At 64.6% G+C, this 16441-nt stretch carries 15 protein-coding genes; 10 read left to right on the top strand and 5 right to left on the bottom strand.

What is annotated here, in order from left to right; genetic code table 11:
• Positions 1 to 20: 20 nt before the first annotated feature.
• Entirely contained in the window at positions 21 to 1487 is a 1467-nt protein-coding gene (locus JC616_RS19435) for an amino acid permease (protein WP_158274335.1), read from the bottom strand.
• Positions 1488 to 1975: 488 nt separating this feature from the next.
• Positions 1976 to 3205: a murein transglycosylase A gene (gene mltA, locus JC616_RS19430; protein ID WP_227104886.1), complete on the bottom strand. Its 1230-nt coding sequence runs from the start codon at positions 3203 to 3205 to the stop codon at positions 1976 to 1978.
• A gap of 250 nt (positions 3206 to 3455) precedes the next feature.
• Here mltA and JC616_RS19425 point away from each other — a divergent pair, with 250 nt between their 5' ends.
• Both JC616_RS19425 and JC616_RS19420 read left to right on the top strand, forming a co-directional pair.
• Complete coding sequence (locus JC616_RS19425) at positions 3456 to 3749, top strand: BON domain-containing protein (protein WP_158274334.1); 294 nt, start codon at positions 3456 to 3458, stop codon at positions 3747 to 3749.
• A 241-nt stretch (positions 3750 to 3990) separates the two neighbouring features.
• Positions 3991 to 4287, top strand: a complete 297-nt coding sequence (locus JC616_RS19420) for a hypothetical protein (RefSeq protein ID WP_227104885.1) — start codon at positions 3991 to 3993, stop codon at positions 4285 to 4287.
• 4 nt (positions 4288 to 4291) lie between these two features.
• Here the strand turns inward: JC616_RS19420 and lysA are convergent, their stop codons facing one another.
• Positions 4292 to 5530 carry a diaminopimelate decarboxylase gene (gene lysA, locus JC616_RS19415; protein WP_227104884.1) on the bottom strand — a complete coding sequence of 413 codons (1239 nt, stop codon included), beginning with the start codon at positions 5528 to 5530 and terminating at the stop codon, positions 4292 to 4294.
• A 152-nt stretch (positions 5531 to 5682) separates the two neighbouring features.
• On the opposite strand from lysA, the gene JC616_RS19410 reads away from it, so the two are divergent.
• Positions 5683 to 6603 carry a LysR family transcriptional regulator gene (locus JC616_RS19410; protein WP_227104883.1) on the top strand — a complete coding sequence of 307 codons (921 nt, stop codon included), beginning with the start codon at positions 5683 to 5685 and terminating at the stop codon, positions 6601 to 6603.
• Between the two features lie 52 nt (positions 6604 to 6655).
• Here the strand turns inward: JC616_RS19410 and JC616_RS19405 are convergent, their stop codons facing one another.
• Positions 6656 to 7363, bottom strand: a complete 708-nt coding sequence (locus JC616_RS19405; protein ID WP_227104882.1) for an alanyl-tRNA editing protein — start codon at positions 7361 to 7363, stop codon at positions 6656 to 6658.
• A gap of 196 nt (positions 7364 to 7559) precedes the next feature.
• On the opposite strand from JC616_RS19405, the gene JC616_RS19400 reads away from it, so the two are divergent.
• The 3 genes from JC616_RS19400 (at position 7560) to JC616_RS19390 (ending at position 11278) form a co-directional block, all read left to right on the top strand.
• Positions 7560 to 8234, top strand: a complete 675-nt coding sequence (locus JC616_RS19400; protein ID WP_107800517.1) for a pseudouridine synthase — start codon at positions 7560 to 7562, stop codon at positions 8232 to 8234.
• A gap of 290 nt (positions 8235 to 8524) precedes the next feature.
• A complete protein-coding gene (locus JC616_RS19395) occupies positions 8525 to 9841 on the top strand; it encodes an NAD(P)/FAD-dependent oxidoreductase (RefSeq protein WP_107800516.1) in 1317 nt (438 codons plus the stop codon).
• A 114-nt stretch (positions 9842 to 9955) separates the two neighbouring features.
• Positions 9956 to 11278 (top strand): MFS transporter, encoded by a 1323-nt coding sequence (locus tag JC616_RS19390; RefSeq protein ID WP_227104881.1) that lies wholly within the window; start codon positions 9956 to 9958, stop codon positions 11276 to 11278.
• Position 11279: 1 nt separating this feature from the next.
• Here JC616_RS19390 and JC616_RS19385 read toward each other — a convergent pair whose 3' ends face one another.
• A complete protein-coding gene (locus tag JC616_RS19385; RefSeq protein ID WP_227104880.1) occupies positions 11280 to 11648 on the bottom strand; it encodes an Mth938-like domain-containing protein in 369 nt (122 codons plus the stop codon).
• A gap of 247 nt (positions 11649 to 11895) precedes the next feature.
• Here JC616_RS19385 and JC616_RS19380 point away from each other — a divergent pair, with 247 nt between their 5' ends.
• The 4 genes from JC616_RS19380 (at position 11896) to thrC (ending at position 16410) form a co-directional block, all read left to right on the top strand.
• Positions 11896 to 13128 (top strand): pyridoxal phosphate-dependent aminotransferase, encoded by a 1233-nt coding sequence (locus JC616_RS19380; protein WP_227108608.1) that lies wholly within the window; start codon positions 11896 to 11898, stop codon positions 13126 to 13128.
• A gap of 237 nt (positions 13129 to 13365) precedes the next feature.
• Positions 13366 to 14676, top strand: coding sequence for a homoserine dehydrogenase (locus JC616_RS19375; protein WP_107800513.1), 1311 nt, complete (start codon positions 13366 to 13368; stop codon positions 14674 to 14676).
• Positions 14669 to 15001: a hypothetical protein gene (locus JC616_RS19370; protein ID WP_107800512.1), complete on the top strand. Its 333-nt coding sequence runs from the start codon at positions 14669 to 14671 to the stop codon at positions 14999 to 15001. Before JC616_RS19375 ends, JC616_RS19370 begins: the two co-directional genes overlap by 8 nt.
• Positions 15001 to 16410: a threonine synthase gene (thrC, locus tag JC616_RS19365; protein WP_227104878.1), complete on the top strand. Its 1410-nt coding sequence runs from the start codon at positions 15001 to 15003 to the stop codon at positions 16408 to 16410. The genes JC616_RS19370 and thrC overlap by 1 nt, the downstream gene beginning before the upstream one ends.
• Positions 16411 to 16441: the final 31 nt, after the last annotated feature.

Raw genomic sequence — 16441 nt, 5'->3', positions numbered from 1 at the left:
TAAGAGAGGCGTGAGCCGGCTCATTTGCCTTCGGCGGGACGAGCCTTGCTGGCGGGCGAGGTGCGCGGGGCGACGCCGGCGGAACGGGCGTGCTTGGCTTTTTGGCCGTAGGCGTACACCAGGAAGGGAATCACCAGCATGACGGCGAGGCCGATGAGCTGGAACTGCAGGTATTCATGCGCGGAGCCATGGAAGCTGCCCGGCGGGATGAAGCCCAGGTAGCCGGCCAGCAGGGAGATGGCGATGCCCAGGCCGGAGCAGATCCACATGCCCGCCTTGCCGCCGGGAACGCGGAAGCTGCGTTCCACGTCCGGGCGCTTGTAGCGCAGATAGATGGCGGCGGAGAACATGAACAGATAGGCCACCAGATAGACGAGCCCGGTCAGGCCCATCAGCATGAAGTAGAAGTTGTCCACATTGGGCATCACGGTGATCAGCACGCCGACGATGGTGATGGCCGCCGCCTGGATCAGCACCAGGGTCACCGGCACGCCATGGCGATTGGTCGTCTGCAGGAATTTGGGCAGCGCGCCGGAGTCGGCGGTGGCTTGCAGGCCGCGCACCGGGCCCAGCACCCAGGAGTTCACCTGACCCACCAGGCCCAGGCCGATGCACAGGCCCATGACCGGGGCCAGCCAGCCCATGCCCCATTGATTGAAGTAGAGCTCGAAGGCCTGCATCAGGCCGGCGGTCATCGATATCTTCTCTTTGGGGATGGCGATGAAGATCGCGGCGGAGCCGATCACGGACAGCAGCACCATGATGACCGACACCAGGATGATGGCGATCGGATAATTGCGGCGGGCATCCTTGATGGAGGACACATTGGACGCCGACACCTCCATGCCCATCACCACGAAGATGAAGCCGATGAACAGGCCGAGGGTGCCGCTGTCGCTAAAGCTGGGCACCAGATTGTTCCAGCTCCAGGACACGTCGGTCATGATGGGGTGGCCGCCGGCAAGATAGGCGATGCCGCAGCCGATCAGTACCACGCCGGGCAGGAACACGCCCAGGCTCACGCAGATGGTGGAGACCCAACCCAGGGTTTTCACGCCGCGCATGTTGACCAGGGTGCAGGCCCACCAGATGCCCAGAATCATCGCCAGCATATAGAGCTTGTTGCTGGCGAGCGCAGGGTCGAACACATAGGCGAAGGTGGCGGCGATGATCATGATGATGGAGGTCATGCCGAATACCATCTGTATCCACTGCATCCACACCGCGACAAAGCCCATGCGCTCGCCGAAGGCCTCGCGCACCCAGATGAACAGGCCGCCGTCCTGCGGCCAGGCGGTGGCCAGCTCCGCGGACACCAGCGCGGTGGGCACCAGGAACAGCAGCGCGGCCGCCAAGGTCAGGAAAATCGTCATCATCCCCGGCTGCGCCGTCATCGGCAGCGTACGGACGCTGACGACCACGGCGGCGGTGATCATGACGAAGGCGAAGACGCTGATCTTGGGAGGCGCCTTATCGATTGTCGTCATTTTCATCTCCATCGAACAAATAAATAAAAACGTTCAAACATAAAATTTCGAAAATATTATTTATTTCGCCATGTTCAGCGTTTGATGAAAGTCAATATTAGGAAAATTCGATAAACGATAATTCTTATGGAATAATTGGAATGGGCCGGAAAAGCCTTGCCAGGCAAGGCTTTGATTGGTCTTGGGGCGGATCAGGCTATTGAGGATGAATTTGGCTTGGCGCTGGCGCAGCGGCGGTTTTGGCCGCCTGTTTACGTTCTCGCAAGCGAGAGAGACAAGGCCTTGCGGCTGAGAAACGGAACCCACGCGTGGCGGATGAGGGCTTCGGGCGGCGCTCAGCGCTTTGCGTCACGCCAGGCGCAGCAGAGTGTGAGGCGGCGCTGACGTCGCGGGACGGCGAGAAGACGGGATGGGTGTGCTGGAGGAGGACCGCGGGGCGCGGAAGCGGCGGCGCAAGCAGGCATGCGCCGCCGGAGGAGGCTAAAGGTTTACAGGGCCTGGGACGGGTTCATGCCTTTGGGCAGCAGCATCCACAGATTGCCTTGCTGCTTCATTCTGCCGGCGTACATGCCGGCCTCGGTGCCGAAGCCCCAGAAGAAGTCCGCGCGCACCGCGCCCTTGATCGCGCTGCCGGTATCCTGGGCGTGCACCAGCCGCGCCAGCGGCTGGGTGGAATGAGGCCAGGTGGTGAGCAGGTAGACCGGCGCGCCCAGCGGGATGTAGCGCGGGTCAACCGCGATGCTGTAGCCGCCGGTCAGCGGCACGCCCAGCGCGCCCATGGGGCCGCCGTTGTCGCCCGGCAAGGTTTTGAAGAACACATAGCTGGGATTCACCGCGAACAGCTCTTGCCGGCGTTGCGGATTGCGCGCTAGCCAGTCCTTGATGCCCTGCATGGACGCGTCGCCCATGGTCAGCTCGCCCTTGTCCACCAGCCATTTGCCGATAGATTGATAGCCGTAACCGTTTTGCTCGGCGTAGCCGATATGGATGAAGCTGCCGTCGTCCAGCTGGATGCGGCCCGAGCCCTGCACTTGCAGGAAGAACAGCTCCACCGGATCTTCGACCCAGGCGAGGATGGGCGCGTTGGCCACGCCCTTGCCCTGGTTGATTTCCGCGCGGGTGTAATACGGCAGCAGGCGTTTGCCTTCCAGGCGGCCCTTCAGCCGCGTGCCGCGGTTGTCGGCGGGAAAGTCGCCGGGGCGGATTTCAATATCGCCGGCCGCGCTCAGCGCCAGCCGGTTGGGCCCGCTGCGGCGCGCCGTCAGGCTGGACTTGCCGCGAACCGAGGGCGGAACGTCCACGCTGTAAAAATCGGCAGGGATGCCGTATACCGGCCAGGGGGTGCGTTCGCTGCGCGTCCGGCTGCCGCTGAGCAGCGGTTCGTAATAACCGGTGATCAAGCCGCTGTCGCGGCTGCCGTCGTTGACCTTCCAGGCGGCGAAGCGGTTTTCGAAGAACTGGCGCACCGCCTGCGCGTTGTCGGCGGCGATGCCGTCGGCTTGCCGGCACACTTCGGTCCAGCCCGGTTTTCTGGCGATGGCCTTACAGCTTTGCTTCAGCGCGACGAGGGTATCGCCCAAGTCCTGCTGGCTCCAGGCCGGCAAGGCGGTCGGCGCGCCGCTTTCCCGCGCCGCGCCGCCCGTCTTGCCGGGCGGACTGGAAGTGGAGCAGGCGGCCAGGCCGACGACAAGCAGTAACAACAGCCATTTTTTTAACATGCGCTAAGTTCTCTGAAACGGGGCTAGGGCAGCGACGCGCTGCGAACCGGTCTGATTCTACGCTGGGACGCGCATGACGGGGCGATGACGGCCGCGGCGATTGTTGCGGCGGCGCCAACAGGCGAGACCGTCGCGCCGCGTTGTCATGGACTGGCAACAAAATTGAAAAGTTTCCTCGCTAGTATGCGGTAAAACATTCGCGCTGAAGCTTGGGCTTGAGCGCATGCAGGCCATATCACTGGAGAATCTGATGAAACGTTTTTGCATCCGCGCCTTGTTGTTGACCACCTTGCTGTCCGCCGGCCTGCCGGCTTACGCCGAGCAGACCCCGCCGACCGATGAAGAGTTGGCCGCCAGCGTGCAACAGGCCTTGAACGGCGATGCCGAACTGCAGCCGCTGAGCCTGAAGGTGAGCAGCAAGAAGAGCGAGGTGACGATTGAAGGCGGCATGACCGACGACCAGCAGATGTTCAAAGCGGGGCAGATTGCCGAAAAAGTGCCGGGCGTGAAGTTCGTCATCAACAATATGGTGCTGAAAAACTAAAAAGTTTGCTCCGGCGGCTTGTCCGGCGGCAGCAAAGGGCGCTTCGGCGCCCTTTTGTCATTTTATCCATCCAGTTTTTCGCCGGGAATTTAAGATTAATCCGATTGTGGTGCCTTCTCTTATTGCGAAAAATATGTGGTGTTGCCGGCTGACGGCCTTTCCGGAGGCTGGAGCCGGCAAGGTTTTTCCAATCAGCAGTATGGATCGCTCGCGGCCCACTGCGAAGCACCGGACACGACTCATGGAATATGCATCCGCACTTGGCAAGAGGGTTTCCCACCGCATGATGCTGCAACCGGCGGAGCAGGTGGACAAACTGATTTCACGGCTGGAGGGCGCGGACGAAGCCAAGCTGGTGTATTGGGACGAACGCAGCCAGCGGCTGCGCGCGCTGAGTCCGCGCTCGCGCCGCGGCCAGCAATTGCTGGCGCGCGGTTTGCAATCGCCCCAGGTGGTGGGCGTGTTCGACGGTTACGCCAGTTATCAGGACATCTATCAGGCCTTCCAGCAGACGCTGGCCGACCTGAAGCTCAGCTGAGCACTTAGACGCGTTCCAGCTCCAGCAACTCCGCCATGGTTTGACGGCGGCGGATCAGCCGGCTGGAGGCGCCGTCTATCATGGCCTCGGCCAGCAGCGGCCGGCTATTGTAGTTAGACGACATGGTGGCGCCGTAAGCGCCGGCGTCGTGAAACACCAGCAAATCCCCTACCTGAGCCTCCGGCAGCAGGCGGCTTTCCACCACGCCGCCCTCCTGTTGGGTAAAGACATCCCCCGATTCGCACAGGGGGCCCGCCACCACGCAGGGGGCGCGCTCGCCTGATTTTTCCTCGCCGTCCGCGCTGAGGACGGAAATATCGTGATGGCTGCCGTACATGGCGGGGCGCATCAAGTCGTTGAAGCCCGCGTCCACCAGCACGAAGCGCCGGCTGCCCATGGTTTTGACCGCCCTCACCTCGGAGATCAGGGCGCCGGATTCCGCCACCAGGAAACGACCGGGCTCGATCTCCAGCCGCACCGGGTGGCCCAGGTGAGCGGCGATCCGCCGCCGCGCCTCGTCCCACAGCTCGAAATAATGCGCGGTGTCGATGCGGGCGTCGCCGTCGCGGTAAGGGATGGACAGGCCGCCGCCGGCGGAGATCGCCTCGATGTCGTGGCCCAACTGGGTCGCCAGCCTGACCATGGCGCCGCAGACCTGTTGCAGGTGGCCGTAATCGACGCCTGAGCCGATATGCATGTGCAAGCCCACCAAGTGCAGGCCGAACTGGCGGATCACCGCCAGCGCGTCGGCCACCTGTTCATGCCAGATGCCGTGCTTGCTGTTCTCGCCGCCGGTATTGGTTTTCTGGCTATGGCCATGGCCGAAGCCGGGGTTGACGCGCAGCCAGACCCTATGGCCGGGCGAAGCCGCGCCCAGCTGACGCAGCATGTCGATGGAACCGGCGTTGACGGCGATGCCTTCGGCCGCCACTCGCGCCAGCGTGGCCCGGTCCAGCACATCGGCGGTGAAGACGATGTCGGAAGGCTCGGCGGAGTCCGCCCGATAGCCGGCGGCCAGCGCGCGTTCGATTTCGCCCAGCGACACCGCGTCCACCTTGACGCCCTGTTCCCGCATCAGGCTGAGGATATGGGTGTTGGAGTTGGCTTTTTGCGCATAGCGGATCACGTCGAAGCCTTTCAGTTCGGCAATGCGCCGGCGAATGGTGTCGGCGTGGTACACCCAGAGCGGGCTGCCGTATTGGCGGGCGAGTTCGGCCAGTTGGCGGGCGTCGAAGCATTTCATGGCGTGGCGATGGCGTAGGTGATAGACAACTGCATCATGGCGTGCGCCGCGGCAAAAATAAAATATCAAATTATCGCTGCTTCTTTCATTTATGATATGGATTGCCAAGGGGAAAGGCGGGCTTGGCGCCGCCTATGCGCAAGGGGTAGGGGATGGAAATCAGTCTGCGCCACATTGAAGTGTTTCGCGCGGTGATGACCACCGGCAGCGTCACCGAGGCGGCCGTCCTGCTGCGCACCTCGCAGCCCACGGTCAGCCGAGAACTGGCGCGTTGCGAACAATTGCTGGGCATGGTCTTGTTCGAGCGCAGCCGCGGCCGCTTGCGGCCAAGCGCGCAGGGGCTGCAGTTGTTCGAGGAAGTGCAGCGCAGCTATCAAGGCCTGGAACGCATCGTCAGCAGCGCGGCGGCGATTCGCCAGTTCGAGCAGGGGCAGTTATCGATTGCCTGTTTGCCGGTATTCGCGCAATCGCTGTTGCCGGCGGCGTGCCGGCGATTTCTGTCGCAAGCGCCGGGCATCAGCCTGAACATCGCGCCGCAGGAGTCGCCTTTGCTGGAAGAGTGGCTGGCGGCGCAGCGTCATGACCTGGGTTTGAGCGAGAGCGCGCACGCGCCGGCGGGGACGCGGATGGAGTCCTTGCTGCTGGCGGACGAGCTGTGCGTGTTGCCGGAGGGGCATAGGCTGCTGAGCAAGACGGTGTTGGCGCCGGAGGATTTCGAAGGCGAGGCCTTCATCAGCCTGGCGGCGACCGACAGCTATCGGCAACAGCTGGATCAGGTGTTCGCCGAGCGGGGGGTCAAGCGGCGCATGGTGGTGGAGACGCATAGCGCCGCCTCGGTATGCGCGATGGCGCGGCAGGGCATAGGCGTGGCCGTCGTCAATCCGCTGACGGCGCTGGATTATGCCGGCTCAGGCCTGGCCGCAAGGCGCTTCAGCGTATCGATTCCGTTCGCGGTCAATCTGGTGCGGCCGCTGCACCGGCCCGCCTCCCCGCTGCTGGAGCGCTTCGTCGACAGTCTGAAGGCCGAGCTGGCCGCGGTCAGCCGGAGGCTGGCCGCGCCGACGGGGGCTTAGCGGCAGTTCAAAGTTTCGCGAGTTAGCCTGAGCGCAGGCTTTGAGCCGGTTCTTAGTCGCGCAGCGCCACCACCACCCGCTTATTGCGCGCGCCCTTGCTTTCAATCTTCTTGACCACGACCGGGCCGATCTCGCCGGTGCTGCGCACATGGGTGCCGCCGCAAGGCTGCAGATCGATGCCGTCGATATTGATCAAGCGGATTTCCGGCAGGTGCAGCGGCGGCGTCACCGACATGGTCTTGATCAGCTCCGGCTGACGCCGCAGCGCCTCGCCGCTGCTCATTTCGATGCGCACCGCGCGGTCCTCCGCCACCAGCCGGTTCAGCTCGCGCTCGATGTGCTCGCGGTCCAACTCCATGCCTTCCGGCAGATCGAAGTCCAGACGGCCGGATTCCGCGCTCAGATTGCCGCCGGTGACGCCGGCCTTGATCACCACGGACAATAAGTGCAGACAGGTGTGAATGCGCATGTGGCGGTGGCGGCGCGCCCAATCCAGTTCCAGGACGACCGGCGTGCCGGCGGCGAGCCGGGGCGCATCGGCGGGCAGCAGGTGGACGATGGCGCGCGTTTCGCGGTCGCGGCGGGTATCGCTGATCGCACAGCCGCCGCCGTCCCAGCTCAGCGCGGCGCTGTCGCCGGGCTGGCCGCCGCCCAGCGGATAGCACAGCGTGTCCTCCAGCACCAGGCCGGCGTCGTCATGCCGCGCCACGCGGGTTTCCAGGCGGGTTTGGTAGGGATCGATGTAAAAGCGCTCTGCCATGCGGTGATTCCTTTTCAGACTATGCTGGGAAGACCTGCGTCGCTTGTCGCCGCCGGTCCCGATAATTTTGAGAATGCTGCCGCCGGCTGTGTATTTCAAGAGACAGCGCTGGCGAAAAATCATGGCAACAGCTTGTCGCAACAGCGTTTAGCGCAGATAATCGCCGACTTTTTCCGCCTTCCTGTCCATTGCTCTCATGACCATTCGCCATAATCTGGAACATTACAATCCGCCGCCGGACGCCGGCCTAGACGTGATTTACGCCGACGAGGCCTTGCTGGTGCTGAACAAGCCTTCCGGTTTGCTGTCGGTGCCGGGGCGCGGCGAAGACAAGGCGGACTGCTTGATCAGCCGCGCGCAGCGGGTCTATCCGGACGCGCTGACCGTGCATCGGCTGGATATGGCGACGTCCGGCCTGGTGGTGATGGGACGCGGCGCCAGCATGCAGCGAGAACTGTCCATCGCCTTCATGGACCGCAAGGTGGACAAGCGCTATGTGGCGGTGGTGGACGGCATCGTGGAACAGAACAGCGGCACCGTGGATCTGCCGCTGATCATAGATTGGCCGAACCGTCCGCGTCAGAAGGTGGATTTCGAACACGGCAAGCAGGCGATCACCCATTTCCGTGTGGTGCTGCGCGACGGTTTGCGCCAGACCAGCCGGGTGGAGCTGGAGCCCTTGACCGGCCGCGCCCATCAGCTGCGCATGCATATGCTGCATCTGGGCCACCCCATCCTGGGCGACGACATCTACGCGCCGGAAGCGGTGCTGGCCAAGGCCGATCGCCTGCTGCTGCACGCGGATCGCCTGACGCTGCGCCACCCCATCACTCGCGAAGAGATGAGCTTCGACGCCAAAGCGCCATTCTAAGTCGGCAGTCAGCGCGCGGCCTGACAGCGCCGCCGTTCCTCTCCTCTTGCGCGGCCATTCTTGCCGGCCGCGCCTCGCCCTGATCTTCCCCCTTGTACCGTCCACAGCGTGGCGGCGCCTTGCCCGGAGGCCGCTTTTTACAATGTCTTCGGCATTTTGTGGCACGGAAAGATTGGCTTGCCCTGCCAGTCTGTGCATACTTCCGTTTTGATCTGAAGCAAGAACTCACTAAACAAGCGTGCTGCCGCCAGAACGCTTGTTTAGTGATTTCTACCTTGTAAGGATCTGTCATGTTAAGTCGCAATTCCGCATTGCCCAGCATCGTCGTCGTCGGCGGCGGCGCCGGCGGCCTGGAACTGGCCACTCGTCTGGGACGCAGCTTGGGCGCGCAACACAAGGCCCGCGTCGTGCTGGTCGACGGTTCGCCCACCCATATCTGGAAACCGCTGCTGCACGAGGTGGCCACCGGCGCGCTCAACACCGGCGAGGATGAGGTCAATTACTTCGCCCATGGCTATCGCAACGGCTACGAGTTCGAATTCGGCTATATGCAGTCGCTGGACACCGAGCGGCGCTGCATTCAGCTCGCCGAAGTGCGCGACGCCGGCGGGGAGCAGCTGAGCCCGCCGCGCGAGGTGCCCTACGACTGGCTGGTGCTGGCGGTGGGCGCGGAAGCGAACGACTTCGGCACGCCCGGCGTCGGCGAGCACGCGATGTTCCTGAACACCCCGGACGACGCGGAGAAGCTGCGTCACCGGGTGCTGGAACTGGCCTTCCGCTGCAGCAGCGGCCAGCAACCGCTGTCCAAGCTGGGCATCGCCATCGTCGGCGGCGGCGCCACAGGGGTGGAACTGGCGGCGGAGTTGAACCACACCCTGTGCGAACTGCATCATTACGGCGCGCGCCTGCAGCCGGAGCGCGTGGAAATCAGCGTGATCGAAGGCGCGGACCGCATCCTCGCCGCCGCGCCGCCGTCCTTGTCCGCTTACGCCCAGGAGCAATTGGCCGCGCGCAACATCAAGGTGCTGACCGGCAGCCGGGTGGCGGCGGTGCGCGCCGACGGCGTGGAATTGCAGGGCGGCGACAAGGTGGCGGCCGACATCACCGTCTGGGCCGCCGGCGTCAAGGCGCCGACCTGGCTGGCCGGCCTCGCCGGCTTGCAGACCAACCGCATCAATCAACTACAGGTGGATAAGTGGCTGCGTTGCCAGGGCGCCGCCTGCGTCTACGCCTTGGGCGATTGCGCCGAGGCGCCGGACGGCGACAGCGGCCGCAATCTGCCGGCCACCGCCCAGGTGGCGCACCAGCAGGCGCGTTATCTGGCGGATGAATTGAGCCGGCGCGTGGCCGGTCGCCAGGGCAAGCCCTTCGTCTTCAAACCGCAGGGCATGCTGGTGTCGCTGGGCAAGCACAGCGCGGTGGGCAGCCTGGCGGCGGTGGTCGGCCCCAAGCGCGATTACTATGTGGAAGGCCTCGGCGCCAAACTGATCTACAGCTCGCTGTACCGCATGCATCAGGCGGCGGTGCATGGCTGGGTGCTGGCCACTCTGCTCTACGTCGGCGACAAGCTGCGCCGCGCCGCGCGGCCGTCCTTGAAGCTGCACTGAGCCGCTCCCATCCAATGCCAAGCCCACCTTCGAGGTGGGCTTTTCGTTGGCGCGGCTTGACCGGGCGGCGGTTTGCGAACATCTTTATTGCCATTTGCATAAATGGGGATGGGGATGACGCAAGCTTCTCGCCTGGAGATAGACGCCTGGCTGGATCAACGGCCGCTGGGCGGGTTTCAGCGCCGGCTGCTATTGATCTGCGGCTTGCTGATGATTCTGGACGGATTCGACGTGCAGGCCATGGCCTACGTCGCGCCGGCGCTATTGGCGGACTGGGGCTTGGCCAAGCCGGCCTTGGGGCCGGTGTTCAGCGCCGGCTTGCTGGGTCTGCTGCTGGGCGCCTTGCTGTTCAGCCCGCTGGCGGATCGCTTCGGCCGCCGCGCCTTGCTGCTGCTGTGCACCGTGTGGTTCGGCCTGGGCATGTTGGCCACCGGCTTCGCCGCCACGCTGGAGCAGCTGCTGTGGCTGCGCTTCCTGACCGGCCTGGGCTTGGGAGGCATCATGCCGAACGCGATGGCGCTGGCCGGCGAGTACAGCCCGAGCCGGCGCAGAGTCAGCATGATGATGCTGATTTCCTGCGGCTTTACCGTCGGCGCGCTGCTGGGCGGCTTGTTGGCGGCCTGGCTGGTGCCCGCGCACGGCTGGCGCGCGGTGTTCCTGGCCGGCGGCGTCGCGCCGCTGCTGCTGGCGCTGTGGATGTGGCGGCAATTGCCGGAGTCGCTGCAGTTTCTGTTGTCGCGGCAAAGGCGGGAACAGGCGCTGGCCTGGCTGCGTCGTCTGGACCCGGCGATGAGCGGGGCGGCGGCGTCCAGCTTGGCGCTGCGCGAACCCGTCGCCGCGGCGTCGTTGCCGCATTTGTTTCGGGCCGGCCGCGCGCGATTGACGCTGACCTTGTGGGCGCTCAGCTTTCTGAACCTGCTCTTGCTCTATTTCCTGTCCAACTGGATGCCTGCCTTGGCGCGGGACGCCGGCCTGAACACGCAAAACGCCATCCTCGCCGGCGCCGCGCTGCAACTGGGCGGCGTGGCAGGCACCTTGCTGTTGGGGGTCTGGATAGACAGACTGGGTTTCTTGCGGGTGATGCTGCCCAGTTTCGCGCTGGCCGCCGCCGCCGTGGCCATGCTGGGGCAGTGGGGGGCGCAGCAGGCCGGCTTGTTCGGCTTATTGTTCGCCGCCGGTTTTTGCGTGGTGGGCGGCCAGCCGGCGATCAACGCCCTGGCGGCCAACGCCTATCCCACCTCCTTGCGCGCCACCGGGGTGGGCTGGAGTCTGGGCGTGGGCCGGGTGGGCTCGGTGTTGGGACCGTGGCTGGGCGGCGAGCTGCTGCGCCAGGACTGGAGCCTGGCCAGCCTGTTCATGCTGGCGGCGACGCCGGCCTTGCTGGCGGCCTGGCTGGTGTGGATGTGCCCGCAGGCGGCGCGGCCGGCCGCCGTCTGAGTCAGATCGCCAGCAACGCGGCGACGACGCGGCGGTCTTCCGCCAGCAGGATGTTGAAGGTGCGACAGGCGGCCTGAGTGTCCATGGTCTCCACGCCTATGCCGGCGTTGGCCAGCGCGGCGGACAGGCGCGGATGGCAAAAGCGCAGGCTTTTGCCGGTGCCGAAGAGCACCACTTCCGGCTGCAGCGCCAGCAGCGCGCTGAAATGGCTTTCCTGCAAATCCTCGAAAGCGTCCACCGGCCAGGGCGCCACGCTGTCCGCGGTGACGATCAGATTGCCCTCGTGGCGCTGGGCGTTGATTAGAACATGGCCGTCGCCATAGCCGGTGAACAAGTTGCGGCCTTGCCCCAGCGATTGCTGCATTTTCATGTGAGCGGATTCCCGATTGCGAGCGCTGCGGCGGACGGCCCTTTCCGGGCGCGAATACCTGCTGCAGTGCATCAGAGATTGGGATAGGATTATAACTCGACCCCGCCGCTGATTGCCGCCACAACGTCAACGTGGTCATCGCTTCAGCGGGGACATCCAAAGAGATCAGATGAAAGAACACAAACCGCGCCGCCAGGGCAAGACCGCCGTCTCCGGCGGGCGGCAAGCCACGGAAACCATTGTCGTCATGCAGCCAGTCCATAAATCGCAAAAACTCGCCAACGTTTGTTACGACATCCGCGGTCCGGTGCTTGAGCACGCCAAGAAGATGGAAGACGAAGGCCATCGCATCATCAAGCTGAACATCGGCAACCCGGCGCCGTTCGGCTTCTTCGCGCCGGACGAAATCATCGAGGACGTGATCGTCAACCTGCCGTCCGCCTCCGGCTATTCCGATTCCAAGGGCCTGTTCGCCGCGCGCAAGGCGATCATGCATTACGCCCAGCAAAAGCAGCTGCCCAATGTGGGCATGGACGACATCATCGTCGGCAACGGCGTGTCCGAGCTGATCGTGATGTCGATGCAGGCGCTGCTGGACAACGGCGACGAAGTGCTGGTGCCGGCGCCGGATTACCCGCTGTGGACCGCCGGCGTCAGCCTGGCCGGCGGCAAGGCGGTGCATTATCTGTGCGACGAAGAGCAGGGCTGGTTCCCCAGCATCGACGACATCCGCGCCAAGATCACGCCGGCCACCCGCGCCATCGTGGTGATCAACCCCAACAATCCCACCGGCGCGGTCTACCCGCCGGCGCTGCTCAAGCAGATCGTGGAAGTGGCGCGCCAGCACCAGCTGATCATCTACGCCGACGAAATCTACGACAAAGTGCTGTACGACGAGGTCAAGCACACCTCCATCGCTTCCTTGGCGCCGGATCTGTTCGTGGTCACCTTCAACGGCCTGTCCAAGAATTACCGCGCATGCGGCTACCGCGCCGGCTGGATGATTCTGTCCGGCGAGAAGAAACACGCCAAGGACTATATCGAAGGCCTGAACATGCTGGCCTCGATGCGCTTGTGCGCCAACGTGCCGGCGCAGTTCGCGATCCAGACCGCCTTGGGCGGCTACCAGAGCATTGACGATCTGGTGGCGCCGGGCGGCCGCCTCGCGCGCCAGCGCGACCTGGCGCACAAACTGCTGACCGACATTCCCGGCGTCAGCTGCGTCAAGCCGCAGGGCGCGCTCTACCTGTTCCCCAAGCTGGATCCCAAGATCTACCCGGTCGGCGACGATCAGCAGTTCATCCTGGAACTGCTGCAGGAGGAAAAGGTGCTGCTGGTGCAGGGTTCAGGGTTTAACTGGATTGCGCCCGATCACTTCCGCGTGGTATTCCTTCCCAACTCAGACGATTTGGTGGAGGCCATCGGCCGCATCGCGCGCTTCCTGGAAAACTATCGCAAGCGCCACGGCGGCGAAGCCTGAAATCATGGTGGCTTGAGCCGGCGGACGGGGGCTGCGGCCCCCGTTTGGCCATCAGGCTTTCCTTGACAGCGGATACCGTCCGCTGCCAAGGAAAACTTGGGACACGCGCCCGCTGCGCCAGCAGCGGCCTGGCGGCGCGGCTCTTGATCAGGGCCGGCCGCCGGCGCGGGCCGCGCGCAAGGATCTTGCGCCTGGCCGCCGCGGGCAGGGACAGAATACTAGAGACAGGGAGCAAGAATGAAACCGATCAATATCGGCCTATTGGGCGTGGGGACTGTCGGTGGCGGCACCGCCACCGTTCTCAAACGCAACGCCGAGGAAATCAGCCGCCGCGCCGGCCGTCAAATCCGCCTGCTGCAGGCGGCCAACCGCAATCAGGCGCGCGCGCAATCGCTGCTGGGTCCGGACGTGGACGTGGTGGCCGACGCGATGCAGGTGGTGAATAACCCCGACGTCGACATCGTGGTGGAACTGATAGGCGGCGACACCGTGGCCAAGGAACTGGTGCTCAAGGCCATCGCCAACGGCAAACACGTGGTCACCGCCAACAAGAAACTGCTGGCGCTGCACGGCACCGAAATCTTCGCCCGCGCCCAAGAACAGGGCGTGATGGTGGCCTTCGAGGCCGCGGTGGCCGGCGGCATCCCCATCATCAAGGCGCTGCGCGAAGGCCTGTCCGCCAACCGCATCGAGTGGATAGCCGGCATCATCAACGGCACCTCCAACTTCATCCTGACCGAGATGCGCGACAAGGGCGCGAGCTTCGCCGAAGTGCTGGCCGAGGCGCAGCAGCTGGGTTACGCCGAAGCCGATCCCACTTTCGACATCGAAGGCCATGACGCCGGCCACAAGCTCACCATCATGGCGGCGCTGGCCTTCGGCATCCCGATGCAGTTCGACCGCTGTTACCTGGAAGGCATCAGCAAGCTGGAAGGGCGCGACATCAAGTACGCCGAGGAGCTGGGCTACCGCGTCAAGTTGCTGGGCCTGACCCGGCGCACCGCCGCCGGCGTCGAGTTGCGCGTGCACCCGACGCTGATCCCGGCGCGCCAGCTGATCGCCAACGTCAACGGCGTGATGAACGCGGTGCTGGCCAAGGGCGACGCGGTGGGGCCGACCTTGTACTACGGCGCCGGCGCCGGCGCGCTGCCCACCGCCTCCGCGGTGGTGGCCGACATCGTCGACGTGACTCGCTTGCTGACGGCGGACCCGGAGCACCGCGTGCCGCATCTGGCTTTCCAGCCGGACCAGCTGCAGAACCTGCCCATCCTGCCGATCTCCGACGTGGTCAGCTCCTACTATCTGCGCATCGGCGCCGCCGACCGCGCCGGCGTGCTGGCCAACATCACCCGCTTGCTGGCGGAGAACGGCATCTCGATCGAGGCGGTGATCCAGAAAGGCTCGGTGTCCGACGGCACCGCCGAGGTGGTGATCCTGACCCATCGCGTTCAGGAACAGGCGATAGACCGCGCCATCACCGGCATCGAGGCGCTGGAAAGCATTACCGGCAAGGTGGTGCGCCTGCGCATGGAAGAGCTGAATGATTAAACGCTGGCTGACCGGCCTCGGCGCCGGTCTGATCCTGGCGAGCGCCGGGGCGACGCCCTTGTCCCCCGGTCAGCACAGCCTGTTGCAGGGCTTTTTGATGCGAGGCTGCGTCAAGCGCACGCCGGCCTCGGACGGCGTCGGCCAGCGCTCTTCGGAGCAAGTGCAGAAATACTGCCAATGCGCCAGCCAGCATCTGGCCGGCCGCTTCTCCTCGGAAGAGGTGATGGGCGTGCTGACCGGCCAGATCAAGAAAGACGACCCGCGCGGCAAACAGCGGATGAAGGACGCCTCCGCCGCCTGCGCCCAATATCTGGAAACCCCCTGATGCGTTATATCAGCACCCGCGGCGGCATGGCCCCGCAATCGTTCAGCGACATCCTGCTGATGGGCCTGGCGCCCGACGGCGGCCTGGTGTTGCCGGAAAGCTATCCGCAGATCGGCCGCGAGCAGCTGGACGCCTGGCGCGGCCTGTCCTACGCCGAATTGGCTTTTGAAATCATTCGCTTGTTCGCCACCGACATCCCGGAAGACGATCTCAAATCCATCGTCGAGCGCACCTATACCCGCGCGGCTTTCGGCAGCGAGGCGATCACGCCGCTCAAGCGGCTGCACGACGGCCTGGCCGTCCTGGAACTGTCCAACGGCCCGACGTTGGCCTTCAAGGACATGGCGATGCAGCTGCTGGGCAATCTGTTCGAATACGTGCTGGCCAGGAAGGGCGAGCGCCTGAACATCCTGGGCGCCACCTCGGGCGACACCGGCAGCGCCGCCGAGTACGCGATGCGCGGCAAGGCGGGCATCCAGGTATTCATGCTGAGCCCGGACGGGTTGATGAGCCCGTTCCAGCGCGCGCAAATGTACAGCCTGCAGGACGCCAACATCCACAATATCGCGATCAAGGGCATGTTCGACGACTGCCAGGACATCGTGAAGGCGGTGCAGAACGACCATGCTTTCAAGGCGCGTCACAAGATCGGCACCGTCAACTCCATCAACTGGGCGCGAGTGGTGGCTCAGGTGGTGTATTACTTCAAGGGCTATTTCAACGCCACCGCCGGCAATGAGGAGAAGGTCAGCTTCTGCGTGCCGTCCGGCAACTTCGGCAATGTCTGCGCCGGCCACATCGCGCGGCAGATGGGCTTGCCGATAGAACGCCTGCTGGTGGCCACCAACGAGAACGACGTGCTGGACGAGTTCTTCCGCTCCGGCGCCTACCGTCCGCGCGGCACGGCCAACACCTATGTCACCTCCAGCCCGTCGATGGACATCTCCAAGGCGTCCAACTTCGAGCGCTTTGTGTTCGATCTGCTGGGACGGGACCCCGAGGCGCTGAAAGCGCTGTGGCGCCAGGTGGACGCCGGCACCGGCTTCACGCTGTCCGCCGCGCAAACGGCCGCCGCGGCCGAGGTGTTCGGATTCGCTTCCGGTAAGAGCGCGCATGCGGACCGGTTGGCCACCATTCGCCAGCTGGACCGCGAAGACGGCGTGGTGGTGGACACCCATACCGCCGACGGCGTCAAGGTGGCGCGCGAGCTGCGCCGCCCCGGCGAAACCGTGGTTTGCCTGGAAACCGCCTTGCCGGCCAAGTTCGCCGCCACCATACGCGAAGCGCTGGACCGCGATCCGCCGCGACCGGCCGGTTTCGACGGCCTGGAGGACTTGCCGCAAAAAGTGTCGGTGTTCCCGGCGGACGCCGGCGAGGTCAAAGCCTTTATCGAGCGCAGTTTGAGCTGACGCGCGTCGGACGAAAAAACGGCCCCCAGGG

It is taken from the genome of Chromobacterium rhizoryzae (genome assembly GCF_020544465.1).
GTDB lineage: Bacteria > Pseudomonadota > Gammaproteobacteria > Burkholderiales > Chromobacteriaceae > Chromobacterium.
The sequence above is the reverse complement of the archived record's forward strand: the minus strand, read 5'-3'. Positions and strand labels throughout refer to the sequence as shown.